This window comes from Streptomyces sp. NPDC059718, from assembly GCF_042733315.1.
Taxonomy (GTDB): Bacteria; Actinomycetota; Actinomycetes; order Streptomycetales; family Streptomycetaceae; genus Actinacidiphila.
In genome coordinates this window covers 135,746-161,352 of sequence record NZ_JBHWGA010000011.1, presented here as the reverse complement: position 1 = coordinate 161,352, position 25,607 = coordinate 135,746, and the positions used below count along the sequence as shown (strand labels likewise).

The 25,607-nt window shown below is 72.7% G+C and carries 25 protein-coding genes; 18 read left to right on the top strand and 7 right to left on the bottom strand.

Translation table 11 applies throughout. The features are described from left to right. Positions 1-16: 16 nt before the first annotated feature. The 10 genes from ACFV3E_RS15380 (at position 17) to ACFV3E_RS15335 (ending at position 9,640) form a co-directional block, all read left to right on the top strand. Positions 17-775, top strand: a complete 759-nt coding sequence (locus ACFV3E_RS15380) for an SDR family NAD(P)-dependent oxidoreductase (protein ID WP_500535179.1) — start codon at positions 17-19, stop codon at positions 773-775. 69 nt (positions 776-844) lie between these two features. Further along, entirely contained in the window at positions 845-1,606 is a 762-nt protein-coding gene (locus tag ACFV3E_RS15375) for a FadR/GntR family transcriptional regulator (RefSeq protein ID WP_500535135.1), read from the top strand. Beyond that, positions 1,603-2,748 carry a galactonate dehydratase gene (gene dgoD / locus ACFV3E_RS15370; protein WP_500333356.1) on the top strand — a complete coding sequence of 382 codons (1,146 nt, stop codon included), beginning with the start codon at positions 1,603-1,605 and terminating at the stop codon, positions 2,746-2,748. The genes ACFV3E_RS15375 and dgoD overlap by 4 nt, the downstream gene beginning before the upstream one ends. Next, a complete protein-coding gene (locus ACFV3E_RS15365; RefSeq protein WP_500535134.1) occupies positions 2,742-3,539 on the top strand; it encodes a hypothetical protein in 798 nt (265 codons plus the stop codon). The genes dgoD and ACFV3E_RS15365 overlap by 7 nt, the downstream gene beginning before the upstream one ends. Positions 3,540-3,566: 27 nt before the next feature. Then, entirely contained in the window at positions 3,567-4,202 is a 636-nt protein-coding gene (locus ACFV3E_RS15360) for a bifunctional 4-hydroxy-2-oxoglutarate aldolase/2-dehydro-3-deoxy-phosphogluconate aldolase (protein ID WP_500365210.1), read from the top strand. Then, positions 4,199-5,089, top strand: a complete 891-nt coding sequence (locus ACFV3E_RS15355) for an SMP-30/gluconolactonase/LRE family protein (RefSeq protein ID WP_500535133.1) — start codon at positions 4,199-4,201, stop codon at positions 5,087-5,089. The genes ACFV3E_RS15360 and ACFV3E_RS15355 overlap by 4 nt, the downstream gene beginning before the upstream one ends. Positions 5,090-5,098: 9 nt before the next feature. Continuing rightward, positions 5,099-6,076, top strand: a complete 978-nt coding sequence (locus tag ACFV3E_RS15350; protein ID WP_500535132.1) for a sugar kinase — start codon at positions 5,099-5,101, stop codon at positions 6,074-6,076. 81 nt (positions 6,077-6,157) lie between these two features. After that, on the top strand, positions 6,158-7,369 hold the full coding sequence (locus ACFV3E_RS15345) for a cytochrome P450 family protein (protein WP_500535131.1): 1,212 nt from the start codon (positions 6,158-6,160) through the stop codon (positions 7,367-7,369). Between the two features lie 57 nt (positions 7,370-7,426). Further along, the gene (gene aroA, locus ACFV3E_RS15340) at positions 7,427-8,662 is read left to right on the top strand and encodes a 3-phosphoshikimate 1-carboxyvinyltransferase (RefSeq protein ID WP_500535130.1); all 1,236 of its coding nucleotides are present in this window, start codon (positions 7,427-7,429) and stop codon (positions 8,660-8,662) included. 240 nt (positions 8,663-8,902) lie between these two features. After that, positions 8,903-9,640: an SAM-dependent methyltransferase gene (locus tag ACFV3E_RS15335; RefSeq protein WP_500535129.1), complete on the top strand. Its 738-nt coding sequence runs from the start codon at positions 8,903-8,905 to the stop codon at positions 9,638-9,640. Positions 9,641-9,650: 10 nt separating this feature from the next. Here ACFV3E_RS15335 and ACFV3E_RS15330 read toward each other — a convergent pair whose 3' ends face one another. The 7 genes from ACFV3E_RS15330 to ACFV3E_RS15300 form a co-directional block, all read right to left on the bottom strand. After that, the gene (locus ACFV3E_RS15330; RefSeq protein WP_500535128.1) at positions 9,651-10,319 is read right to left on the bottom strand and encodes a hypothetical protein; all 669 of its coding nucleotides are present in this window, start codon (positions 10,317-10,319) and stop codon (positions 9,651-9,653) included. A gap of 118 nt (positions 10,320-10,437) precedes the next feature. After that, complete coding sequence (locus ACFV3E_RS15325; protein ID WP_500535127.1) at positions 10,438-11,475, bottom strand: Gfo/Idh/MocA family protein; 1,038 nt, start codon at positions 11,473-11,475, stop codon at positions 10,438-10,440. A 105-nt stretch (positions 11,476-11,580) separates the two neighbouring features. Next, positions 11,581-12,600: a Gfo/Idh/MocA family protein gene (locus ACFV3E_RS15320; RefSeq protein ID WP_500535126.1), complete on the bottom strand. Its 1,020-nt coding sequence runs from the start codon at positions 12,598-12,600 to the stop codon at positions 11,581-11,583. A 31-nt stretch (positions 12,601-12,631) separates the two neighbouring features. Beyond that, on the bottom strand, positions 12,632-13,543 hold the full coding sequence (locus ACFV3E_RS15315) for a sugar phosphate isomerase/epimerase family protein (protein WP_500535125.1): 912 nt from the start codon (positions 13,541-13,543) through the stop codon (positions 12,632-12,634). A 192-nt stretch (positions 13,544-13,735) separates the two neighbouring features. Then, a complete protein-coding gene (locus tag ACFV3E_RS15310; protein WP_500535124.1) occupies positions 13,736-14,617 on the bottom strand; it encodes an ATP-binding cassette domain-containing protein in 882 nt (293 codons plus the stop codon). A 5-nt stretch (positions 14,618-14,622) separates the two neighbouring features. Next, positions 14,623-15,705, bottom strand: coding sequence for an ABC transporter permease (locus ACFV3E_RS15305; protein ID WP_500535123.1), 1,083 nt, complete (start codon positions 15,703-15,705; stop codon positions 14,623-14,625). Then, positions 15,702-16,715, bottom strand: a complete 1,014-nt coding sequence (locus ACFV3E_RS15300; protein WP_500535122.1) for a sugar ABC transporter substrate-binding protein — start codon at positions 16,713-16,715, stop codon at positions 15,702-15,704. Before ACFV3E_RS15300 ends, ACFV3E_RS15305 begins: the two co-directional genes overlap by 4 nt. A 274-nt stretch (positions 16,716-16,989) precedes the next feature. Between ACFV3E_RS15300 and iolC the strand changes: the two genes are divergently transcribed. The 8 genes from iolC to ACFV3E_RS15260 all read left to right on the top strand — a co-directional run bounded on the left by iolC (position 16,990) and on the right by ACFV3E_RS15260 (position 25,456). After that, a complete protein-coding gene (iolC, locus tag ACFV3E_RS15295) occupies positions 16,990-17,937 on the top strand; it encodes a 5-dehydro-2-deoxygluconokinase (RefSeq protein WP_500535121.1) in 948 nt (315 codons plus the stop codon). A gap of 32 nt (positions 17,938-17,969) precedes the next feature. Then, positions 17,970-18,848, top strand: a complete 879-nt coding sequence (locus tag ACFV3E_RS15290) for a Cgl0159 family (beta/alpha)8-fold protein (RefSeq protein ID WP_500365182.1) — start codon at positions 17,970-17,972, stop codon at positions 18,846-18,848. A 38-nt stretch (positions 18,849-18,886) separates the two neighbouring features. Beyond that, complete coding sequence (gene iolB, locus ACFV3E_RS15285) at positions 18,887-19,792, top strand: 5-deoxy-glucuronate isomerase (RefSeq protein ID WP_500535120.1); 906 nt, start codon at positions 18,887-18,889, stop codon at positions 19,790-19,792. After that, the gene (gene iolD / locus ACFV3E_RS15280) at positions 19,792-21,663 is read left to right on the top strand and encodes a 3D-(3,5/4)-trihydroxycyclohexane-1,2-dione acylhydrolase (decyclizing) (RefSeq protein WP_500535119.1); all 1,872 of its coding nucleotides are present in this window, start codon (positions 19,792-19,794) and stop codon (positions 21,661-21,663) included. Before iolB ends, iolD begins: the two co-directional genes overlap by 1 nt. Before the next feature lie 101 nt (positions 21,664-21,764). Then, positions 21,765-22,565 carry a GntR family transcriptional regulator gene (locus ACFV3E_RS15275; RefSeq protein WP_500365176.1) on the top strand — a complete coding sequence of 267 codons (801 nt, stop codon included), beginning with the start codon at positions 21,765-21,767 and terminating at the stop codon, positions 22,563-22,565. 133 nt (positions 22,566-22,698) lie between these two features. Continuing rightward, positions 22,699-23,661: a sugar ABC transporter substrate-binding protein gene (locus ACFV3E_RS15270; RefSeq protein ID WP_500535118.1), complete on the top strand. Its 963-nt coding sequence runs from the start codon at positions 22,699-22,701 to the stop codon at positions 23,659-23,661. Continuing rightward, positions 23,658-24,680, top strand: coding sequence for an ABC transporter permease (locus ACFV3E_RS15265; protein WP_500535117.1), 1,023 nt, complete (start codon positions 23,658-23,660; stop codon positions 24,678-24,680). Before ACFV3E_RS15270 ends, ACFV3E_RS15265 begins: the two co-directional genes overlap by 4 nt. Beyond that, complete coding sequence (locus tag ACFV3E_RS15260) at positions 24,647-25,456, top strand: ATP-binding cassette domain-containing protein (protein ID WP_500535178.1); 810 nt, start codon at positions 24,647-24,649, stop codon at positions 25,454-25,456. Before ACFV3E_RS15265 ends, ACFV3E_RS15260 begins: the two co-directional genes overlap by 34 nt. The last annotated feature ends 151 nt before the right edge of the window (positions 25,457-25,607 follow it).

Sequence of the window (25,607 nt, the reverse complement as noted above, 5' to 3'; positions counted from 1 at the left end):
GGAGACGACCAGCACCATGAACCCAGCGGCCCGCTTCACCAACCGCGTCGCCGTCGTCACCGGAGCCGCCTCGGGCATCGGCGCCGCCACCTCGGCGCGCCTGGCCGCCGAGGGCGCGGCCGTCGTGCTCGTCGACATCGCCGCCGAGCGCGGCGAGGAGACCGCCGCGCGGCTGCGCAAGGACGGCGCGCGCGCCGTCTTCGTCGCCGCCGACGTCGCGAGCGAGGACGACTGGCAGCGGGTCACGGACGCCGCGCACGCCTTCGGGCCCGTGGGCGTCCTGGTCAGCAACGCGTACACGGTGCAGGTCGCCCCCGCGCACGAGACGAGTCTCGCCTCCTGGGAACGGCAGTTGTCGGTCAACCTCACCGGCGCCTTCCTGGGCTTCAAGGCGATGCTGCCCGACCTGCGCGAGCAGCGCGGCGCCGTGGTGCTGACCTCCTCCGTCCACGCCCACCGGGGCATCCCCGGCCACCCGGCCTACGCGGCCAGCAAGGGCGCGCTGCTGTCGCTGTGCGGCCAGCTCGCCGTCGAGTACGGACCGGAGGTCCGCGTCAACGCGGTGATCCCCGGGCCGATCCTGACCGCCGCCTGGGACCGGGTGCCGCAGGCCGAACGCGAGCAGAGCGTCGCCGAGACCGCGGCCGGCCGCTTCGGCACCCCCGAGGAGGTCGCCGCCGCCGTCGCCTTCCTCACCGCCGAAGAAGCCTCGTACATCACCGGATCGAGCCTGCTCGTCGACGGTGGCTGGAGCGTCGTCAAAGCCTCCGCCTGACGGGTACGCCCTGACGGAGACGGCCGAGACGACGGTCCTGCCCCACCGACCAGCAAGAAAGGCATACACATGACGCCATACGCGCGCCGCGGAGTGCACGGCCAGACCGTGGAGACCCTCGCCCGCCGAGTGCTCAGCGGCGAGATCCCCGAGGGAGCGACGCTCGACATGGCGGCCCTGCAGAGCGAGTTGGACGTCAGTCTGACGGCCCTGCGCGAATCGCTGAAGGTCCTCGCGGCCAAGGGCATGGTCGACGCCCGGCAGAAGCGCGGCACCTTCGTGCGGCCCCGCTCGGACTGGAACCTGCTCGACGCCGACGTGCTGCGCTGGCAGTTCTCCGAGGGCAGCGACACCGGCGCCGACCTGGCGCTGCTGCGCAACCTCGGCGAGGTCCGCGGCATCATCGAACCCGCCGCCGTACGGCTGGCCGCGGCCCGCCGCACCGACGCGGATCTGGAGCTGCTGGAGACGGCACTGACGGCCATGGGCGAGGAGGGTGGCGCGACCCACGCCGTCGAGGCCGACCTCGCCTTCCACCGGGCGCTGCTCGCGGCAACCCACAACGAACTGCTGGAACGCATGGAGATGGTCATCGAGTCGGGCCTGGCCCAGCGCGACCAGCTCGTGCACAGCGCCCCGCACAGCGAGGACCCGGTGCCCAGTCACCGTGCCGTCCTCGACGCCGTGCGCGACCGGGACCCGGACGCCGCGGAACACGCCATGCGCGCCCTGCTCGACCAGGCGACGCGCGACCTCGACAAGGTCAGCGGCCCGCAGACGCCCGAGGGCGCGGACGGCTCCACCGAACAGAAGGACGGCCAGGCACAGTGAAGATCGCGCGCGTCGAGACCTTCCTCGTCCCGCCCCGCTGGCTGTTCTGCCGAATCGAGACCGACGACGGCGTCGTCGGCTGGGGCGAGCCGGTGGTGGAGGGCCGGGCCGAGGTGGTGCGGACCGCCGTGGAGGTGCTCGCCGAGCACCTCGTGGGCCAGGACCCCCTGCGGATCCAGGACCACTGGCAGGTGCTCACCAAGGGCGGCTTCTACCGGGGCGGGCCCGTGCTCTCCAGCGCCGTGGCCGGCATCGACCAGGCCCTGTGGGACATCGCGGGCAAGGCCCTCGGGGTACCGGTGCACACCCTGCTCGGCGGCCCCGTCCGCGACTCGGTCCGGGTGTACGCATGGGTCGGCGGCGACGAGCCGGACCGGCTCAAGGAGGAGGTCACCGCCCAGGTGGAGGCGGGCTTCACGGCCGTCAAGATGAACGCCGCCGGGCGCACCCCGCCACTCGGCAGCCCCGCCGAGACGGCCGCCGTCGTGGAGCGCGTCGCCGCCGCCCGGGAGGCCCTCGGCCCGCACCGGGACGTCGCGGTGGACTTCCACGGCCGTTTCACCGCCGCCAACGCGCGGCGCGTGCTGCACGAGATAGCCCCGCTGCACCCGCTGTTCGTCGAGGAACCCGTCCTGCCCGAGCAGGCGCACCTGCTCCCGGGCCTGGTCGCGGCCTCGTCCGTACCGCTCGCCACCGGTGAACGGCTCTACGGGCGGGCCGACTTCCTCCCGGCGCTGACGGCCGGCATCGCCGTGGCCCAGCCGGACCTGTCGCACGCCGGCGGGATATCGGAGGTCACCCGGATCGCCTCGCTCGCCGAGACGTTCGGCGCGCACCTGGCACCGCACTGCCCGCTCGGACCGATCGCGCTGGCCGCGAGCCTGCAGGTCGCCTTCGCCACGCCGAACTTCCTGATCCAGGAGCAGAGCCGGGGCATCCACTACAACAAGGACGCCGACCTGCTGTCCTACCTGGTCGACACCGAGCCCTTCCGGTTCGTCGACGGCCAGGCGCGCCGCACCGAACTGCCGGGACTCGGCGTCGCCGTGGACGAGGACGCGGTCCGCGCCGCGGACCGTTCCGGCCACGCCTGGCGCAACCCGGTGTGGCGGCACGCCGACGGCTCCTTCGCCGAATGGTGACCGGGAACCGGGTCCCGGTCTCCGTGGTCACCGACCCGAACCACGGCGGGCGCTGGACCTCGCTGACCGCGGGCGGCCGCGAATGGCTCTGGCACCGCGACGAGCCCCGCCGCCCCCGGGTCCGGCCCGGCGACCCCTTCGCCGACGCCGGCGGGCTGGAGGAGTGCGTACCCACCGTGCGCGGGCTGCCCGACCACGGGGACGCCTGGTCACGGCCCTGGCGCCGGGAGGCGGACGCGGAGGTCGTGGACTGCCCCGACTTCCGGCTGACCCGGCGCCTGAGCACGCAGGCGGGAGCCGCTGTCGTCGACTACACGCTCACCGCCGAGCCCGGCTACCGCTTCGTGTGGGCCGCCCACGCCCTGCTGGAACTCTCCCCGGACGCCTGGATCGGCATCGACGCGGCAGCGGAGACCCGGCTCTACCCGGACGAGGGCGCGGGGTGGATCACGGGTCGGTGGCCGCACGTCGAGGGCATCCCCCTCGACCGGCTCGGCCCGGACGACGGGACCGCCGTCGGGGCCGTCGTCCTCACCCCGCGGGTGACCGTGCACGACGGCCCCGACGCGCTGCACCTGGCGGTCGAGGCCGGCGGCCGGCCCGTCGCGGTCGCGCTGTGGCGCAACCTCGGCGGCTTCCCCCAGGACGCGCCGTACCGCTCGATCGGCGTCGAGCCGATGCTCGGCCGCGTCTTCGACCGCACCGGGGCGGACGACGGCGACACGGTCGTCGTCCCGCCCTCCGGCGAGGTCGCCTGGCGGCTCACCGTCACCGCGACCCGCCGCCCCTGAACCCCCCATCACCAGAAGGGATGTCGGATGGACCTGCTCGCCGCACTGCGTGCCCACCGGCTGCTCGCCATCGTCCGCGGCAGCGACCCGGACGCCGCGCTGACCACCGTGCTCACCCTCGCCGAGGAGGGGATCACCCTCATCGAGGTGTCCCTCAGCGGACGTGACGCGCTCGACGTCATCGCCGGTGCGCGCGCCGCGCTCGGCCCGGACGCGACCCTCGGGGCCGGAACCGTGCTCAGCGCCGACGACGCACGGGACGCCCACAAGGCCGGCGCCGCCTTCCTCGTCACCCCCGCGGTCAGCGAGGGCATCGCCACCGGCCGGGAGCTCGGACTCCCCGTACTCGCCGGGGTGATGACCCCCACCGACATCCTCCAGGCACTGAGGCTCGGCGCCGACGCCCTCAAGCTCTTCCCGGCCGGCAGCGCCGGTGGCCCCGGGTACCTGAAGGACCTGCGCGGCCCCTTCCCCGACCTGCCCTTCGTGCCCGTCGGGGGAGTGGACGCGCAGGCCGCCGCGGTGTACCTGCGGGGCGGCGCCGTCGCCGTCGGCGTCGGATCGCCCCTGATCGGCGACGCCGCCGAGGGCGGCAGCGTCACCGCGCTGCGCGAACGGGCCCGCACCTTCCTCGACGTCGTCCGCGCGGAGGACCGCCCATGACCGCCACCGCGTCCCCGGCGGTCCTCGGGACCGACCGCCTCGAACTGGGCGAGGGCATCCGCTGGACGGACGGCCGCGCCGTGCTCACCGACATCCTCAGCGGCCGGCTGCTGGCCGCCTCCGACGGCCCCGCCGCCCCGCACACCTTCATCGCCCAACTGCCGTGCCCGCTAGGTGCGGTGGCGCCGGTCCAGGGCCGCCCGGGCCACTGGGTCGCGGCGGCGGGCACCGGCATCTGCCGCATCGACCCCGCGGGCCGGGCCGAGTGGATCGCCCGCCCCGAGGACGAGGCCCCGGTGCCGATGCGGATGAACGACGGTGTCGCCGACCCGCACGGCCGCTTCTGGGCGGGCAGCATGGCCTACGACACCACCGAGGACGCCGGCTCGCTCTACCGCCTGGACCGCGACGGCCGTGTCACCCGTGTGCTGCGGGAAATCACGATCCCCAACGGGCCGGCCTTCACCGCCGACGGCACCATCATGTACCTCGCCGACAGCGCCCGGGGCGTCATCCGTCGCTATCCGGTCGACCCCGCCAGTGGCGACCCCGGCACGCCGGACACCTTCGTCACCCTTGCCGACGGCAGCCCCGACGGGATGACCACCGACAGCGAGGGCGGGCTGTGGACCGCCGTCTGGGGCACCGGACAGGTCCACCGCTACCTCCCGGACGGGAGCCTCGACCGGATCGTCGACCTGCCCGCCGGACAGCCCGCCGGACTCTGCCTGGGCGGCCCCGACGGCCGGACCCTCCTCGTCACCAGTGCGCACATCGGACTGGCCGCCCCGGGACCGCTCGACGGCGCCGTGTTCGCCGTCCGGGTGGACGTCCCCGGCACACCGGCCGCCCCGTACCGCCCGGCGGACCGCGCCGACACCCCCTAGGAAGCCCCCATGAGCACCCCCCGGCCGCTGCGCCCCGGACCCGTGGTCTGCGTCGGCGAGACCATGGCCGCCCTCGCCCCCGACCCCCTCGGGCCGCTGGACGACGCGGACCTGCTGCGCGTCGACATCGCGGGCGCCGAGTCCAACGTCGCGCTGTACCTCGCCGACCACGGCATCCCCGCCCGATGGGTCTCCGCTGTCGGTGACGACCCCTTCGGCCGGCGGATCCGCGCGCGGATCGCCGCGGGCGGCGTCGACGTCACCGGAGTGCGCACCGACCCCGCACGGCCCACCGGGCTCCTGCTCAAGGACCCGGGCGCGCACGGCACCCGCGTCCACTACCACCGCGCGGGGTCCGCCGCCTCGGCGCTCACCCCCGACGTGCTCGACGGCCCGGCCCTGAGCGGAGCCGCGCTCGTCCACCTCAGCGGCATCACGCCCGCCCTCTCGCCCGGCTGCCACGCCCTCGTCGAACGGGCGCTGCGCCCCGACCGCCCGTGGCCCGTCAGCTTCGACGTCAACCACCGCCCCGCGCTGTGGACCGGCCGCTCCGCCGCTGACGTCCTGCGGCCGCTCGCCGACCGGGCCGACATCGTCCTGGTGGGTCTCGACGAGGCCCAGGCCCTGTGGGGCGAAGGGATCACCGATGCCCGTTCGGTCCGCGAGCTGCTGCCCGGGCCCGGTGTCCTCGTCGTCAAGGACGGGTCCCGTGCCGCCACGGCCTTCACCGGGACCGACGCACACAGCGTGCCCGCCCTCACCGTCCGGGTGGCCGAGCCGGTCGGCGCCGGGGACGCCTTCGCCGCGGGCTTCCTCAGCGGTCTGCTGCGGGACCTGCCCGTGGAGCGGGCCCTGCGGCTCGGCCATCTGACCGCGGCCTCGGCCCTGCGTGTCCCCGCCGACCACGGGCCGCTGCCGGACCCCGCCGTCCTGGCCGCGCTGCTGGAGGCGGACGAGGAGACCTGGCGCACGGCCACGATCGGCTGAACCCTTCGGATGAGACCGTCCGGGGTGTCTCGTCCCGCAGGGTGACGTGTCGCGGCGGGCCCCCGGGTTACCGTGCGGCACATGGACACGGTCGATCTCACGGTCTACGGCGAGGAGTTCACCGCCGATCCCTATCCCGTCTACGCCAGGCTCCGTGAGAAGGGGCCCGTGCACCGCGTGCGCACCGCCGACGTCGGGGAGCTGTGGCTGATCGTCGGCCACGACCAGGCCCGGGCCGCACTCGCCGACACCCGGTTCGCCAAGGACTCCCGCGCACTCGGATGGACCTCCTACGACGAGGAACTCCTCGGCCGACACATGCTCGTCTCCGACCCGCCGGAGCACACCCGGCTGCGCAAGCTGGTGGCCCGGGAGTTCACCGGCCGCCGGGTCGAGGAGCTGGCGCCGCGCGTGGAGGAGATCACGGCCGCCCTCCTCGACGCGATGCTGGCCCGCCCGGACGGCACCGCCGACCTCGTCGAGGCGCTCGCCTACCCGCTGCCCATCACGGTCATCTGCGAGCTGCTCGGGGTGCCCGACCTGGACCGGGCGGCCTTCCGCGCCTGGTCGAACGAGGTCGTCGCACCGACCGGGCCGGAGGCCGAGCGCACGGCCTTCGAGGAACTCGCGGCCTACCTCCACGAGCTGATCGAGGACAAGCGCTGCGCGCCCGGCGACGACCTGATGAGCGCGCTCATCCGCACCACCTCCGAGGACGGCGACCGGCTCTCTCGCTCCGAACTCGGCGGCATGGCCTTCCTGCTGCTGATCGCCGGACACGAGACGACGGTCAACCTGGTATCCAACGGCGTCCGCGCGCTGCTCACCCATCCGGACCAACTGGCACTCCTGCGAGCCGACATGAGCCTCATCGACGGCGCGGTGGAGGAGATGCTCCGCTACGACGGCCCGGTCGAGACCGCCACCTTCCGCTTCACGACCGAACCGGTCGACGTCGCCGGCACCGTCATCCCGGCCCGCGAACCCGTCCTCGTCGCCCTGGCCTCCGCCGACCGCGACCCGGACCGCTTCACCGAGGCCGACCGCTTCGACATCCGCCGGGACACCCGGGGCCACGTCGCGTTCGGGCACGGCCTGCACTACTGCCTCGGCGCCCCGCTCGCCCGGCTCGAAGGACGCATCGCCGTCCGCGCCCTCCTGGAACGCTGCCCCGACCTCGCGCTCGACGCCGATCCGGGGAAGCTGGACTGGCTGCCCGGCATGCTCATGCGCGGCGTGCGCCGGCTCCCCGTGCGCTTCACGCCCACGGTCCCCGGCTCGCCCGGCGCCTAGAATGTCGGTGCCCCTCACCAGGGCTTCCCCGCACGTCAGGCAGCACAGGAGAACACCGTGACCGTCGTCGCCGTCCCCGGTTCGAAGTCCGTCACCGCCCGGGCGCTGTTCCTGGCGGCGGCGGCCGAGGGGACGACCACACTGCGGCGGCCGCTGCTCTCCGACGACACCGACGGCTTCGCGGAGGGGTTGCTCCGGCTCGGCTACCGCGTGGACCGCGGCCCGGACGTCTGGCGCGTCGAAGGACGCCCCGCCGGACCCGCGGTCCCCGAGGCCGACGTCTACTGCCGTGACGCCGCCACCGCGGCCCGGTTCCTGCCGGCGCTCGCCGCGGCCGGGCACGGCACCTACCGCTTCGACGCCTCCGCCCAGATGCGCCGCCGTCCCGTCGCCCCGCTCACCACCGCCCTGCGGACGCTCGGTGTCGACCTGCGCCACGAGGAGGCGGAGGGCCACCTGCCGCTGACCGTCGCCGCCGACGGCATCGAGGGCGGCGCGCTCGACCTCGACACGAGCCTGTCCTCGCAGTTCCTCACCGCGCTGCTCCTCGCCGGCCCGCTCATGCGCGAGGGACTGCGCGTCAACGTCACGGGGCTGGTCTCCGTCCCCTACGTCGAGATCACCATCGCCATGATGCGTTCCTTCGGCGTCGAGGTCGGCCGCGAGGGCAGCGTGCTCGTCGTCCCGCCCGGCGCCTACCGTGCCGCGGACTACGCCGTCGAACCCGACGCCTCCACCGCGAGCTACTTCTTCGCCGCGGCCGCCCTGACCGGCCGTGAGGTCACCGTTCCCGGACTGGGCACCGGAGCGCTCCAGGGCGACCTGGGCTTCGTCGACGTCCTGCGCCGCATGGGGGCCCGCGTCGAGACCGGCGCCGACGCCACCACCGTCTCCGGCACCGGCACCCTGCACGGGATCACCACGACCATGCGGGACATCTCCGACACGATGCCGACGCTCGCCGCGATCGCGCCGTTCGCCGACGGCCCGGTCCGCATCGAGGACGTCTACAACACCCGGGTGAAGGAGTGCGACCGCCTGGAGGTCTGCGCGGCCAACCTGCGCCGTCAGGGCATCCGGGTGGAGACCGGCCGCGACTGGATCGAGATCCACCCCGGCACCCCCGCCCCGGTCGAGATCGCCTGCCACGGCGACCACCGCATCGCGATGAGCTTCGCCGTCGCCGCGCTCCGCACGGAAGGGGTGACCTTCGACGAGCCCGGTTGCGTGAAGAAGACCTTCCCCGAGTTCCACGAGGTGTTCGGCGCGCTGCGCGAGGAGTGGGGCCTGTAGCCGCGGACCGCGCCGGCCCGCCGTCGTGACGGTCTTCCGGTGCGTCTTCCGATCCGTCTTCGTGTCCGTCTTCCCGTCCATCTCGGTCGTCCTCTCCCCGTGACGGCCCTGAGGGCCGCGATGGCCGTGCTCCCGTGACGGCCCTTCGATCGGGGAAACCGCCACCGCCGCGGATCGCGTTGCACGGCCATGCGGAATTAACCGGATGCGGTGAAGCACCCGCCCTGCGAAGCTGCGCCGATGGACCGACGCCGCATCTCACGCATCGCGCACACCCACCACCCCATCGCCGCACCGCTGGACGACGCGACCGTGCGCCGTCTGCTCGGCAGGGCGCTGCGCCGCGGCGACGAACGCGTCCTCGACCTCGGCTGCGGGGAGGGCGCCTGGCTGCTGCGGGCCCTCGACGGCCGCCCGGGCGTCACCGCGGAGGGCGTCGACCTGGACACCGGGGCACTGCGGAAGGCGGCCCGTGAGGCCGCCGGGCTCGACGCCGGCGACCGGCTGACGCTCCACGAACAGGACGCGGGCGCGTTCACCTCGCCGCACCCCTTCGACGTCGTGCTGAGCGTCGGCGCCGCGCACGCGTTCGACGGTCTCCTGCCGACCCTCGCCGCGGCCCGCGCCCACCTCGCCCCCGGGGGCACCGTGATCGTCGGCGACGTCTTCTGGGAGCGCGAACCCACTCCGGAACTCGTCAAGATGCTGGGGGAGTACGAGGACCTGGCGAGCACCGTGGACCGGATCGTCGCGGACGGCTGGACCCCGGTCCTCGCCCACGTCAGCACCGTCCGCGAGTGGGACGACTACGAGTGGTCCTGGACCGGCTCCCTCGCCGAGTGGGCCCTGGACCACCCCGCCGACCCCGACAGCGGCGCCGCCCTCGACGCCGCCGCCGTCCACCGCGCCGAGTGGCTGCACGGCTACCGTGGCACGCTCGGCTTCGTCACGCTGCTGCTGCGCCGCACGACCTCCTGAGCGTCACCGCTCAGTAGGCCTGCGCTTCCGCCGGCCGGGAACGGAAGCTCGCCACCACGATGTGGAGGCTGACGACCAGCGCCCAGAGAGGGAAGACCAGTTCGGCCAACCGCACGTTCGGCACCACGAACAGCAGCGTGACGCCGACGAGGTACCCCAGCAGCACCAGCCAGCGCGGGAACGTCCCCAGCCGCAGCGCGACGGTGGAGGCTGACAGCACGAACACCGCGGCCATCCGCATCGAGTACGTCGTCAGCAGGCTGTAGGTGAGGTGCTGCCCGAAGTACGACAACTCGGCCCGCGGGGGGCCGGGCGAGGCGACCTCCGTGGTGGCCAGCAGGCTGCCGGCTGCGGCGGCGGCGCCGAAGAGCGTCGCGACGAACACCAGGCCGCTGCCGAGGAACACCGTCGAGAGGAACTTGTCCTCGCCCGGGCCGACGTGCGCGCGCACCGCGCCCATGAACCAGAGGAAGAAGATGCCGGCGAAGGGGATGAGGGCCAGCGCCGTCTGGACCCCGCTGCGCGAGGAGAGGGTGAGGGGCGAGTTGGTCAGCGCGCCCTCACCGCTGGGGATGGAGGCCCGGACCAGGACGATGGCGGCGCCGATCAGCACCGCGAACGCGATCCCCACCAGCCCCGCCGCTCGAGGCGTGCGCAGCGCCTGGACCTTCATCGCCATGAAAGGTTCTTCCCTCGTGGACAGCCGGGACCGACTCATCCCAGGAAGCACCGGCGTACGTGATCACGCCACCCGGGGCGGACCGCGGGGGTGACGTGCCCGCGACGCCCCCGTGCGGTCACCCCGCGCGCTTGCGGGCGCGCTCCGCGACCGCGGTCATCTCGGCGATCGTGACCGGTCGCCGCTCCTTGCGCGAGACCTCGCACGCCTCCGCCACGAGCAGCGCGTCGAGCGCCTCGCGCCCCTCGCAGGGGTTCTCCGACCGGCCCGCCACCACCTGCAAGAAGGCGTCGATCTCCGCCCGGTACGCGTCCCCGAAGCGGTCCACGAACCCCGTCCACGGATCCGGCACGCCTCGCGCCGCGCCGGGTTCCACCGACGTGACCGGCGTACGGGGGCCGACGCCGACCGCGATCTGGTCCAGTGAACCGGCGAGTTCCATGCGGATGTCGTAGCCGGCGCCGTTGTAGCGGGTGGAGGTGGCGGTCGCGAGGGTGCCGTCGTCGAGGGTGAGGAGCGCCGCCGCGGTGTCCACGTCGCCCGCGGTACGGAAGAAGTCGGCCCCGCCGTTGGCGCCCATGGCGTACACCTCGACGACCTCACGGCCGGTCACCCACCGCACCGCGTCGAAGTCGTGGATCAGGCAGTCGCGGTAGAGCCCGCCGGACAGCGGCACGAACTCCGGCGGCGGGGGCGCCATGTCGGAGGTCAGGGCCCGTACGGTGTGCAGCCGTCCGAGGCGGCCGGCCCGGACCGCCTCGCGGGCGGCGCGGTAGCCGGGGTCGAAGCGGCGCTGGAATCCCATCTGGAGGACGGAGCCGGCCTCCTCGACCTCACGCAGGGCGGTGACCGTGGACTCCAGGTCGAGGGCGACCGGCTTCTCGCAGTACGCGGGGAGCCCGGCCCGCACGGCGCGGGAGATCAGCCCGGCGTGGGCGGAGGTCGCCGAGGCGATGACGACCGCGTCCGCGCCGCCCGCGAACGCCGCGTCGACCGAGGCCGCCGCCCGCGCACCGGCACCGAGCCGTGCGGCGGCCTCTGCGGCCCGCGCGGCGTCGGCGTCGGCGAGGACCAGCTCGGAGACCTCGGGGTGGGCGTGGAGGGTGGCCGCGTGGAAGGAACCGAGGCGCCCGACGCCGAAGAGGACAACGCGCATGTGCGGGGTGCCTTTCTCACGGGTGCGGTGGAGGCGCGGGCAGGGCGGCCAGGGAGTAACCGCCCCACCCGCGCCGGATCCGGGGTGACCGGGGACGTGCGTCCCTCAGCGGTAGAACGCCGGTCGGTCGACCAGCTCGACCTCGACGCGTCCGCCCGTGCTCTGCGAGCGGACACCGGCCTCGCAGATCGCCGCCGCGGCGTAGCCGTCCCACACGCTCGGGCCGGTGACCTCACCGCGCCGGGTGGCGTCGACCCATGCCTGGACCTCGCGGTCGTAGGCGTCGGCGAAGCGCTCCACGAAGTCCTGGGCGATCGTGCCGCCCCAGCGGCCCGCGGTGTTGACGAGCAGGTCGTGCGCGTCGCCGATGCGGGCGCTGCCGCGCTCGCAGACCGCCTCGGCCTGCACCTGGTAGCCGAAGCCGCAGTTGAGGAAGACCTCGACGTCGACGACGGCGCCGCCGTCGGTCTCGAAGACCACGAACTGCGGGTCGTCCAGGCCCTCGGGCGCGTTCGAGGACGGGCGCGGGCGCAGGACCGTCACGGCGGTGATCTCCTGGCCGAGCAGCCAGCGGGTCACGTCCATCTCGTGCACGAGCGAGTCGTTGACGAGGTTGGCGTTGGTGAAGCCGGGAGGGATGCTCGCGTTGCGGTGCCGGTTGTGCAGCATCAGCGTCCGGCCCAGCTCACCGCTGTCCAGCAGGGCCTTGAGCTTCGTGTACTCCGCGTCGTAGCGCCGCATGAAGCCGACCTGCACCCGCCGGTGCCCCAGCCTCTGCTCGGCCTCCATCACGCGCAGCGCCGAGGCGGCGTCCGGAGTGAGCGGCTTCTCGCACAGCACCGGCAGGTCGTGCTCGAAGGCGGTGAGCAGCGCCGCCTCGTGGGCGGGGCCGGGGGAGGCGATGAGGACGGCGTCCACGTCGGCCGCGGCCATCGCCGCGGCGGGGTCGGTGTAGGCCGTGCAGCCCTCGATGCCGTCGGCGACCGCCTTCACCCGCTCGGCGTCGACGTCGACGACGGCGGTCACCCGGGCGCCGCTCACGACGTCGTTGATGCGGCGTACGTGGTCGGCACCCATCTTGCCGGTGCCGATGACGGCGACCCCGAGCGGTCCGTGCTGCGTCATGATGCGTGTCTTCCCTTTCGTGGGCGGTGCGTCAGGCACCGCAGGAGCGCAGGAACTTCCGGGTGCGCTGCGCGATGGGCAGCGGCCGCTCCGGCTCGCAGGGGTACATGTCCTGTTCGACGATGGCGAAGAGGTCCACGCCCAGGCCCTGCGCGGCGGCCAGCACGGGCTCCAGGGCGGGCACCCCGGCCGGCGGCTCGCACATGACCCCGCGCTGCACGGCCGGGCCGAAGGGGATCCCGTTCTTGACGACGTCGGCGAGGATCTCCGGGTCGACCTGCTTCAGGTGCAGGTAGCCGATCCGCTCGCCGTAGGTCTCGATGAGCTTGACGCTGTCGCCGCCGCAGTAGGCGTAGTGGCCGGTGTCCAGGCAGAGGCTGACCAGACCGGGGTCGGTGGCGTCGAGGAAGCGCTCGACGTGCTCCTCGGTGTCGATGTGCGTGTCGGCGTGCGGGTGGACCACGATGTCCAGGCCGTACGTGTCGCGGACCTGGCGGCCCAGGCGCTCCATGCCGGTCGCGAGGTGTCCCCACTGCTCGGCCGTGAGCTCGCGCGGCTCGATGACCTCGGCGGTCTTGTCGTCGCGCCAGAAGGACGGGATGACCACCAGGTGCCGGGCGTCCATGGCCTGGGCGAGGGCGGCGACCTGGCCGACGTGCTCCCACGTGGCGTCCCACACCGAGGGCCCGCGGTGCAGGGAGGTGAAGACGGTGCCCGCGGAGACCTGCAGGCCCCGGCGCGCGGTCTCCTCGGTGAGCCGGGCGGGGTCGGTCGGCAGGTAGCCGTACGGGCCGAGCTCGATCCACTCGTAGCCCGACGCGGAGACCTCGTCCAGGAAGCGCCGCCAGGGCACCTGCTGCGGGTCGTCGGGGAACCAGACGCCCCATGAGTCGGGCGCGGAGCCGATCCGGATCCGGTCCAGAACGGGGGAGGGGGCAGTCATGAGGAGGGCTCCTCTCACCGGTCGCCGCGGACCGGTCGTGGTTCGGTAGGGCGGCCCGTCAGGGCGGTGGTACGGATGCCCGCGAAGCTCCGTGGTCCCGCTGGAAGCTTCGCCGTCCGGCCGGGCAGCCGTCAAGAGTTAGTCCTGACATACGGACGTCATGTCAGGGTGGAACAGGGGCCGGGCCGCACCTCACGGGGAGGGACGGCCCTCGCTCAGGTCCTCCGGTCCGGGCAGTTCCTCCACGTCGACACCGCGGACCTGGGCGAGTTCGTGCTTGAGCGCGGCCAGCTCGGCGCCGCCGGCCATGTGGTGGGTCAGCTCCTCCAGGGAGACCTCGCTGCGGCCCGCGCTCAACTCCAGGGTGCCCAGCCGCAGCACCGAGAAGTGGTCGCCCACCATGAAGGCGTGGTGCGGATTGTGGGTGATGAAGATGACTCCCAGACCCCGGTCGCGTGCGGCCGCGATGTACTTCAGGACGACACCCGACTGCTTGACGCCCAGCGCCGCGGTCGGCTCGTCCAGGATCAGCACCCGCGCGCCGAAGTGGACCGCGCGGGCGATGGCCACGGACTGCCGCTGGCCGCCGGAGAGGGTGCCGATGGGCTGTTCCAGGTCGTCCAGGACGATGCCCATCGCCCGTAGTTCCTCGTCCGCGGTCCGCTTCATCCGGGCGATGTCCAGGCGCCGTACGGGCCGGGGGCCGCGGGTCAGCTCGGAGCCGAGGAAGAAGTTCCGCCAGACCGGCATCAGCGGGACGGTCGCCAGGTCCTGGTAGACGGCGGCGATGCCGCGGTCCAGGGCCTCGCGCGGGGTGTTCAGCCGTACGGGTGCGCCGTCGATGCGGAACTCGCCCTCGGTGTGCTGGTGCAGTCCGGAGACGATCTTGATCAGGGTGGACTTGCCCGCGCCGTTGTCGCCGAGGACGCAGGTGACCTGCCCCGGCCGGACGGCCAGGTCGACCCCGTGCAGGGCGCGGACGTTGCCGTAGCTCTTGCCCACCCGGTCCAGTTCGACGACGGGACCGGGGACGGCGGCGGTGCCTTCGGAGTCGGTGGTGGTGGCGGTGGTCATCGGGCTCACCTCCGGGTCGCCGTGCGGCGGACCCACAGATTGACGAGGGTCGCGATCAGGAGCATCACGCCGAGGAAGAACTTGAACCAGTCGGGGTTCCAGTTGGCGTACACGATGCCCTGGGAGACCATCCCGAAGATGAAGGCGCCGATCACCGAGCCGATCGCCGAACCGTAGCCGCCGGTGAGCAGGCAACCGCCGATGACCGCCGCGATGATGTACAGGAACTCGTTGCCGACGCCCTCGCCCGACTGCACCGCGTTGAACGAGAACAGCAGGTGCATGCCGGTGAACCAGGCCCCGAAGCCCACGGCCATGAACAGCGCGATCTTGGTGAAGGCCACCGGTACGCCGACCGCCCGCGCGCTGTCCTTGTTGCCGCCGACCGCGAAGGTCCAGTTGCCGAACCTGGTGCGCAGCAGCACCCAGGTGGCGAGCGCTGCGAAGCCGAGCCACCACAGCACCGTCACCTTGAGCTGGACCCCGCCGATGCCGATCTCCGAGGCGAACAGCGCGCGCGCCTGGCCGAAGCCGTCCATGTCGCTGATGGAGTCGGTGGCGACGTTGCCGGTGAAGATCTTGGTGACCGCCAGGTTGAGGCCCTGCAGCATCAGGAAGGTGGCCAAGGTGATGAGGAAGCTGGGCAGGCCCGTCTTCACCAGCAGGTAGCCGTTGAGCGCCCCGATGCCCAGCGACACCACCAGGGCGACGGCCACGCCGGTCCACACGTTCATGCTCAACTGGAAGCTGAACATGCTCGCTGTCAGCGCCGACGCGGTGACTGCGACGCCGGCCGAGAGGTCGAACTCGCCGCCGATCATCAGCAGGGCCACGGGCAGCGCCATGATGCCCATGACCGACGCCTGGTACAGCACGGTCGCCAGCGAGCCCGCCTCGCGGAAGGACGGCGCCACCGCGAAGAAGAAGAGGTAGACCGCGACGGCGGCGATCAGCGCGCCGATCTCCGGACGGGCCAGCGTCCTGCGCAGCAGCGAGCGTTCGGCGGTGCGGCCGTCCGTCTTGGAGGCGGGTGCCGCGGGTGGCGAGGGGGACGCCGCTGGGGCGGCTGCCTGGGACACAGGGATCACCGGGTGCCCTTCGCGGCGAACGAGGCCACGGACTCGACGTTGTCCTTGTCGACGAAGGCCGGGCCGGTCAGCACCGGGGCGACGCCTCCGCCGCTGACGTTGCCGTTGGTCTTGTACAGCCACAGGGAGTCGACGGAGAGGTAGCCCTGCAGGTACGGCTGCTGGTCGACCGCGAACTGCACGCCGCCGTCCTGGACGGCCTTGACCAGGTCCTTGTTGAGGTCGAACGTGCCGACCTTGGCCTTGCTCCCGGCGTCCGCGACCGACTGGACGGCCGTGAGGGCGAAGGGCGCGCCCAGGGTGACGACGTAGTCGATGCCGGAGTCCTGCTTGAGCTTCGCCGTGATCGTGGACTTCACCGACGGCATGTCCGTGCCGTTGACGTAGAGGTTCTCGGTCTTCCCCTTGAAGGTCTTCTTCACGCCGGCGCAGCGGGCCTCCAGGGCGACGTGGCCCTGTTCGTGGATCACGCAGACGTTGTGCCGGGCGCCGAGGTCGTTGAGCTTGTTCCCCAGCGCCTCGCCGGCGACGCTCTCGTCCTGCCCGAAGTACTCCAGCAGTCCCTGGTCCTTCCAGTCGTCCAGGCCCGCGTTGAAGCCGACCACCGGGATGCCCGCGGCCTCGGCCTTGGCGACGACGTCCTTCATGGCGTCGGGCTTGGCCAGGGTGACGGCTATCCCGTCGACCTTCTGGTCGATCGCGTTCTGGATCAGGTTGGCCTGGGTCGCCGCGTTGGGGTCGTTGGAGTAGATCAGCTCCACGTTGTCCTTGGCGGCGGCGGCCTGGGCGCCCTTGCGGATCAGGTCCCAGAAGGTGTCGCCGGGGGCGGCGTGGGTGACCATCGCGATCTTCATCCGCGGGGTGTCGGCCTTGCCCGCGGCGGGGGCGTCCGCCGACTCCTCGGCCTTCTTCCCGCCTGAGCTGCTGGAACAGCCCGCTGCGAGGAGGACCGCCGCGGCGGAGAGGGCCGCGACGGCGGAGATCCGACGGTTTCTGCGAGAGCGTTCCATGTTCCTGCACCTCACTGCGGTGGGAGGGAGAAGGGGACGGACGTGTTCACATGGCCGGGTGCTGCACGGGAGCAAACCCCTCCCCGGGGCCCCTGTCAAGACTTTGTCAAGACATCAATTCATCTCGACGTAACGACAAGGTAACGACCCGGACTTCCGGCGGGCGGTACGTTCGTATGTAAGGACATAGTGTTGACATCGCGCGACCGGGCGGGCTAGACCTGACAGGGCCGCAGAGCGACCCCCCGGTGACGCACGACGAGGAGTCACGCCCATGACCGAGCCGTACGACCTGATCACGATGGGCCGGATCGGGGTGGACCTCTACCCTCTGCAGACCGGTGTGCCGTTGCCCCAGGTCGAGACGTTCGGCAAGTTCCTCGGCGGCTCCGCCACCAACGTCGCGGTCGCCGCGGCCCGGCTCGGCCGCAGCACCGCCGTCATCACCCGCACCGGAGACGACCCCTTCGGCGCCTACTGCCACCAGGCGCTCAAGGAGTTCGGGGTCGACGACCGCTACGTCACCCCCGTCGCCGCGTACCCGACGCCGGTCACCTTCTGCGAGATCTTCCCGCCGGACGACTTCCCGCTCTACTTCTACCGGCTCCCCAAGGCCCCCGACCTCGAGATCCACGCCGCCGAACTGGATCTCGACGCCGTCCGGTCCGCCCGCATCTTCTGGATGACCGGGACCGGCCTGTGCGCGGAGCCCAGTCGCACCGCCACCCTCGCCGCCCTCGAGGCCAGGGCGCGGCGCGGCACCACCGTCTTCGACCTCGACTGGCGTCCCATGTTCTGGAAGGACCCGGACGAGGCCCGCCCCTACTACGCACGGGCGCTGGCCTCGGCCACCGTCGCCGTCGGCAACCTCGACGAGTGCGAGGTCGCCACCGGGGTGCGCGAACCACGCGCCGCGGCCGAGGCGCTGCTGGCCGCCGGCGTCGAACTGGCCGTCGTCAAGCAGGGCCCCAAGGGCGTCCTCGCCGTCCACCGCGACGGCAGCACCGCAGAGGTCCCGCCGGTCCCCGTCGAGGTGGTCAACGGACTCGGCGCGGGCGACGCCTTCGGCGGCTCCCTCTGCCACGGGCTGCTCGCCTGCTGGGACCTGGAGCGGATCATGCGCCACGCCAACGCCGCCGGCGCGATCGTGGCGTCCCGCCTGGCCTGCTCCTCCGCGATGCCCACCGCGTCGGAGGTCCAGGACCTCCTCGGCCGCGGCTGACGGTCCGTCCCCTGCCCGAAAGTGAGCTCCTGATGAGCATCAGCATCTCCGACCTGGTGAAGGTGCGGACCCACCACCCCGAGGCGATCGCCGAGGCCGCCGCCCGCCGCGTCCGCCGCCCGCTCGTCGGTGACAGCGGCCGGCTGATGATCGTGGCCGCGGACCACCCCGCGCGGGGCGCGTTCGCCGTGGGCGACCGGGAGTTCGCCATGGCCAACCGCGTCGACCTGCTGGAGCGGCTGTGCACCGCGCTCTCCCGCCCCGGCGTCGACGGGGTCCTCGGCACCGCGGACATCCTGGAGGACCTGCTGCTGCTCGGCGCGCTCGAGGGCAAGGTCGTCATGGGGTCGATGAACCGCGGGGGCCTGGCCGGGGCCTCCTTCGAGCTCGACGACCGCTTCACCGGCCACCGCGCCCAGGACATAGCCCGGCTCGGCTTCGACGCGGGCAAGCTCCTGCTGCGCATCAGCTACGAGGACAGCGGCTCGCTGAGCACCATGGTCGCCACCGCCCGCGCCATCGACGACATGGCCGAGCACCGGCTCCCGGTCTTCGTCGAGCCCTTCATATCCCGCCGCGTCGACGGCAGGGTGCGCAACGACCTCAGCGCGGAAGCCGTCACCAAGTCCATCGCCATCGCCTCCGGGCTCGCCGGGACCTCCGCCTACACCTGGCTCAAGGTGCCCGTCACCGAGGACGTCGACGACATGGCCACCGTCATGGAGACCTCCACCCTCCCCGCCGTCCTGCTCGGGGGAGAGGTGGGCGGGGAACAGGACGCGGTCTACGAGAAGTGGCGCAAGGCGCTGCGTCTGCCCACCGTCCAGGGCCTGGTCGTCGGCCGCACGCTGCTCTACCCGGCGGAGGGCGGTGTGGAGACCGCCGTCGACACCGCCGTCGGCCTGCTGTGACGTCCCGGTCGAACCGCGAGAAGTGCGAGGCTCACGCCATGACCAGCACCGAGAACCACCTGGCCGCCGGGAAGGCCGCCGCCGGCCCGTACGCCGTCGACGTCGACCCCGGACGGGCCGGCTGGGACCACTCCTCGCTGCGGATCCTGGAACTCCCGCCCGGCGGACGGCACGAGTTCGCCACCGGTGACAGCGAGTGGATCGTGCTGCCGCTCTCCGGCGGCTGCGAGGTCTTCGCCGCAGGCGGGACGTTCCGGCTCACCGGGCGCGAGAGCGTCTTCGCCGGGGTCAGCGACTTCGCGTACGTGCCGCGCGACGAGACGGTCACCGTCACCACCGCCTCCGGCGGCCGCTTCGCCCTGACCGGTGCCCGCTGCGACCGGCGGCTGCCCGCCCGCTACGGACCGGCCGCCGCCGTCCCCGTCGAGCTGCGGGGCAGCGGAAGCTGCAGCCGCCAGGTCAACAACTTCGGTGCCGCCGGGGTCTTCGAGTGCGACCGGCTGATCGCGGTCGAGGTGCTCACCCCGGCGGGCAACTGGTCGTCCTTCCCGCCGCACAAGCACGACGAGGACCGCGAGGGCGAATCGCGCCTGGAGGAGATCTACTACTTCGAGATCGCCGCGGCGCACGGCAAGGAGGGCATCGGCTACCAGCGGGTCTCACCCTCCGGCAACGGCCGCAACACCGACGTCCTCGCCGAGGTCCGGCACGGCGACGTCATCCTCATCCCCGACGGCTGGCACGGGCCCTCGATGGCCGTCCCCGGCCACGACATGTACTACCTCAACGTCATGGCGGGCCCGGGGGAGGAGCGCGCCTGGCTGATCTGCGACCACCCCGACCACGCCTGGGTCCGCGCCACCTGGCCGGACCAGCCCGTCGACCCGCGCCTGCCCCTGTACACCGCCCCCGCCGCCACCGACGAAGCCCCCGAGAGGTCCTGATGAACAGCCAGTCCGTACGACGCCTCACGGTCGCCCAGGCGCTGGTGCGGTTCCTGTCCGCGCAGTACACCGAGCGCGACGGGGTCCGCCGCCGGCTCGTCGCCGGCACGTGGGGCATCTTCGGCCACGGCAACGTCGCCGGCATCGGCCAGGCCCTGGTGGAGTACCGGCAGGAGATGCCCTACCACCAGGGCCGCAACGAGCAGGCCATGGTGCACGCCGCCGTCGGCTACGCCCGCCAGCTCAACCGGCTGTCCGCACAGGCCGTCACCACCTCCATCGGCCCCGGCGCCACCAACCTCGTCACCGGCGCCGCGCTCGCCACCGTCAACCGGCTGCCGGTGCTCCTGCTCCCCGGCGACTCCTTCGCCAACCGCCTCCCCGACCCGGTGCTGCAGCAGCTGGAGCACACCCAGTACGGCGACGTCTCCGTCAACGACGCGCTGCGCCCGGTCTCCCGCTGGTTCGACCGGGTCACCCGGCCCGAGGCCCTGATCCCGTCCGCGCTCCAGGCGATGCGGGTGCTCGCCGACCCCGCCGAGACCGGCGCCGTCACGCTCGCCCTCCCGCAGGACGTCCAGGCCGAGGCGTACGACTGGCCCGAGGAGTTCTTCGCCGAGCGCGTCTGGCACGTACGCCGCCCGGCCCCCGAGGCCGCCGAACTTGCCGCGGCCGCCGAGACGGTGCGCGCCGCGCGCCGTCCGCTGATCATCGCGGGCGGCGGCGTCCACCACAGCGAGGCCGAGCCCGCCCTGGAGGCACTGGCCGCGGCCACCGGCATCCCCGTGGCGTCCACCCAGGCCGGCAAGGGCTCGCTGCGCCACGACCATCCGGCCGACCTCGGCGGCGTCGGGCACACCGGCACCGCCGTGGCCGACGACATCGCGCGCACCGCCGACCTGGTCATCGGCGTGGGCACCCGCTACACCGACTTCACCACCGCCTCCTCCACGCTCTTCGCCGCCCCCGGGGTGCGCTTCCTCAACCTCAACGTCACCGGCTTCGACGCCCACAAGCTCGGTGCCCGCACCCTGGTCGGCGACGCCCGCGCGAGCCTCGAAGCCCTCGCCGGGGCCGTGGCGGGACACCGCGTCGACCCGGCGTACGAGGCCGAGTACCGCGCAGGCAAGGAAAGCTGGGAGCGCGTGGTCGACGCCGCGTACGCCGCGGACGACACGGACCGTCCCACCCAGACCCAGGTGCTCGGCGCGCTCGACTCGGTGGTCGGCGACGACGACGTGGTCGTCAACGCCGCCGGCTCCCTCCCCGGTGACCTGCACAAGCTGTGGCGCGCCCGCTCACCGCGGCAGTACCACCTGGAGTACGGCTACTCCTGCATGGGCTACGAGATCCCGGCCTCCATCGGCGTGCGGATGGCGGCGCCCGACCGGCCGGTGTGGGCGCTCGTCGGGGACGGCACCTACCTGATGATGCCGACGGAGATCGTGACCGCGGTCCAGGAGGGCGTGAACGTCAACCTCCTCCTCATCCAGAACCACGGCTACGCCTCCATCGGCGGACTGTCCTCCGAGGTCGGCGGCGAGCGCTTCGGCACCGCCTACCGCTACCGGGCCGCCGACGGCTCCTTCACCGGCGACCCGCTCCCGGTGGACCTCGCCGCCAACGCCGCCAGCCTCGGGATGGACGTGCTGCGCGCCCGGACGGTGCGCGAACTGCGCGAGGCGCTGGCCGCCGCCCGTGCCTCCGACCGCCCGACCTGCGTGTACGTCGAGACCGACCCCACGCCGACGGCCCCCGCCGCCCAGGCCTGGTGGGACGTGCCGGTCGCCGAGACCGCCTCGCGGGAGGCGGCCGTCGAGGCCCGCAAGTCCTACGAACGGCACCTGGGCGACCGCCGCCGCCACCTGTGAGGCGGCCCCCGTAATCCGGCACCACCGACCGCGCCACCGACCGCACCGGCCCGCCCGCGGGCCCTTCGAGAAGGGGTGGACCCAAATGTTCGGACAATGTGATGTCAGAGTTTCCTGAGATCGAGACCGGCGGATACGCTCCCCCTGTGTCCAAAGCAGAGTCCGCGCCGCTCGAGTTCGAGGTGGACCGCTCCAGCCCGGTGCCGCTGTACTACCAGCTCGCCCAGCAGCTGGAGGGCGCCATCGAGCACGGCAGGCTCGCCCCGGGCAGCCTCCTGGGCAACGAGATCGAACTCGCCGGACGGCTCGGCCTCTCCCGGCCGACCGTCCGGCAGGCCATCCAGTCCCTCGTGGACAAGGGACTGCTGGTGCGCCGTCGCGGCGTGGGCACCCAGGTCGTGCACAGCCAGGTCAAGCGGCCCCTGGAGCTGAGCAGCCTCTTCGACGACCTGCAGGCCGCCGGGCAGAGCCCCGCGACCCATGTGCTGCGCAACGAGACCGAGCCGGCCTCGGCCCAGGTCGCCGCCGCCCTCGGCCTCGCCGAGGGCAGCGACGTCGTCGTCCTGCAACGGCTGCGCTTCACCCACGGTGAGCCGATGGCCCACATGTGCAACTACCTGCCGCCCGGACTCCTGTCCCTGGACAACGCCAGGCTGGAGTCCACCGGCCTGTACCGCATGATGCGAGCCGCCGGGATCACCCTGCACAGCGCCCGTCAGTCGGTCGGCGCCCGGTGCGCCACCGAGGCGGAGGGCGAGCTGCTCGCCGAGGACCCCGGGGCCGCGCTGCTCACCATGAGCCGGACGACGTACGACGACACGGGACGGGCCGTCGAGTACGGCACGCACATCTACCGCGCCTCCCGCTACGCCTTCGAATTCCAGCTCCTCGTACGGGCCTGAACGCCGCGGAACCCCCCCTTCCGCAAGCATCGCACCCTGTGACGGATACTTGGGCGGTTCCAAGACCTGCAGGGAAAGGCACGACGTGGAGAGCGCGAACAGGGGAAAGCGTGCACTCGGTGCGCTACTGACAGTGGTCATCGGTGTGACGCTGGCGGGTTGCAGCAGCACCGGAGGCCTGCGCGCGGAGCAGCGGGCCAAGGAGGCCCAGGCCAACGGATCGGCCGTCGACACACCGAAGTGGACGGTCGCCATGGTCACCCACGCCGGTGCCGGGGACAGCTTCTGGGACATCGTCCAGAAGGGCGCCCGGCAGGCCGCGGCCAAGGACAACATCACATTCCTGTACTCCAACAGCGACCAGGGCAAGGACCAGGCGCAGCTGGTGCAGACCGCCATCGACCAGAAGGTCGACGGCCTGGTCGTCACGCTTGCCAAGCCCGAGGCCATGAAGGACGTCGTCCTGAAGGCGGAGAAGGCCGGCATCCCGGTCGTCACCATCAACTCCGGGTCCGCCCAGTCCAAGGAGTACGGCGCCCTGGCGCACATCGGTCAGGACGAGACCGTCGCCGGCGAGGCCGTCGGCGACGAGCTCACGGCGCGCGGCAGGAAGCACGTCCTGTGCGTGCTCCACGAGCAGGGCAACGTCGGCCACGAGCAGCGGTGCGCGGGCGTGAAGAACACCTTCGAGGGCACGACGGAGAACCTCTACGTCAACGGCACCAACATGCCGGACGTCCAGTCCGCCCTCCAGGCCAAGCTGGCGGCAGACCGTTCCATCGACGCCGTCGTGACCCTGGGCGCGCCCTACGCCGCCACCGCCGCCAAGGCGAAGGACCAGGCGGGCAGCCAGGCCGAGGTCGACACCTTCGACCTCAACGGCCAGGTCGCGGGCGCGCTGGAGGACGGCACCATCGGCTTCGCCGTCGACCAGCAGCCGTACCTGCAGGGCTACGAGGCCGTCGACCTGCTGTGGCTCTACCGGTACAACGCCGACGTGCTCGGCGGTGGCAGGCCCGTGCTCACCGGCCCGCAGATCGTCACCAAGGACGACGCGGCCGCGCTGAAGGACTACGCGAAGCGGGGCACCCGATGACCGCGGACGGCCTCGCTCCCCCGAGACCGCTCGGGCACCGACTGCTCAGCCGCCCCGAGCTCGGGGCGGTCGTCGGCGCCGTGGCCGTCTTCGTCTTCTTCTCCGTGGCGGCCGACTCCTTCCTGCGGCCGGCGAGCCTGGGGACCATCCTCTACGCGGCGTCCACCATCGGGATCATGGCGGTGCCGGTGGCACTGCTGATGATCGGCGGCGAGTTCGACCTGTCGGCGGGCGTGCTGGTCACGTCCTCCGCCCTGGTGTCGTCGATGTTCAGCTACCAGATGACGGCGAACGTCTGGGTCGGCGTCGGCGTCTCGCTGCTCGTCACCCTCGCCATCGGCCTCTTCAACGGCATCATGCTGGCCCGCACGAAGCTGCCGAGCTTCATCATCACGCTGGGCACCTTCCTGATGCTCACCGGCCTCAACCTGGGCTTCACCAAGCTCATCGACGGCACGGTCAGCACCAAGTCCATCTCCGACATGGAGGGCTTCGCGTCGGCGCGGGCGCTGTTCGCCTCGCACCTGACGATCGGCGACGTCGACCTCCAGGTGACCATCCTGTGGTGGATCGCCCTGGTCGCCGTCGCCACGTGGGTCCTGCTACGCACCCGCGCCGGCAACTGGATCTTCGCCTCCGGCGGCGGCCCCGACGCGGCCCGCGCGGTCGGCGTCCCCGTCACCCGTACGAAGACGGGCCTGTACATGGCCGTCGCCTTCTGCGCGTGGGTCTCCGGGCAGCACCTACTGTTCTCCTTCGACGTCGTGCAGTCGGGAGAGGGCATCGGCAACGAGTTCCTGTACATCATCGCCGCCGTGATCGGCGGCTGTCTGATGACCGGCGGCTACGGCTCCGCCATCGGCTCGGCGGTCGGTGCGTTCATCTTCGGTATGACCAGCAAGGGCATCGTCTACGCCGAGTGGAACCCGGACTGGTTCAAGTTCTTCCTGGGCGCCATGCTGCTGCTGGCGACGCTGCTCAACGCCTGGGTGCGCAAGCGGGCGGAGGCGGCGAAGTGACGGTCCTGGTGAAGCTGACCGACGTCAGCAAGGCGTACGGGCACGTACGCGCCCTGGAGGGCGTCTCCCTGGAGGTGCACGCGGGGGAGATCACCTGCGTCCTCGGCGACAACGGTGCCGGCAAGTCCACCCTGATCAAGATCATCGCCGGCCTGCACCAGCACGACGGCGGCGCTTACGAGATCGAGGGCGTGCCCGTGCGCCACGCCTCCCCCCGCGAGGCCCTCGACCGCGGCATCGCCACGGTCTACCAGGACCTGGCCGTCGTCCCGCTGATGCCGGTGTGGCGGAACTTCTTCCTCGGCTCCGAGCCGAGGAAGGGCCGCGGCCCCTTCAAGCGCCTGGACGTCGCCATGATGCGGGAGACCACGCGCACGGCACTGCGCGACATGGGGATCGACCTGCGCGACGTGGACCAGCCCATCGGCACCCTGTCGGGCGGGCAGCGGCAGAGCGTCGCCATCGCCCGGGCCGTGCACTTCGGGGCCAAGGTGCTCATCCTCGACGAGCCCACGGCGGCACTCGGCGTCCGGCAGTCCGGCGTCGTCCTGAAGTACGTCGCCGCGGCCCGCGACGCCGGGCTGGGTGTGGTCCTCATCACGCACAACCCCCACCACGCCCACCTCGTCGGCGACCGCTTCGTCCTGCTGCGCCGCGGCAGGATGACCGGCTCCTACACCAGGGACGGGATCACGGTGGACGAGCTCACCCGGGAGATGGCCGGCGGCTCGGACCTCGAGGCCCTCGCGCACGAGCTGCGCCGCCCGGCGCCGTGAGCGTGGGTGGGCGGCCCCCGGCCGGCCACCCGCGCACCCGGTCCGCCGACGCCCGGGGCAGCGGGCCACGCCCCCGCGGGCCCCGGCACTTAGAATCACTCGGAGAAACGCCCCCGACCCCGGAGAGACGAGCCTTGCGAGCGACGACCGA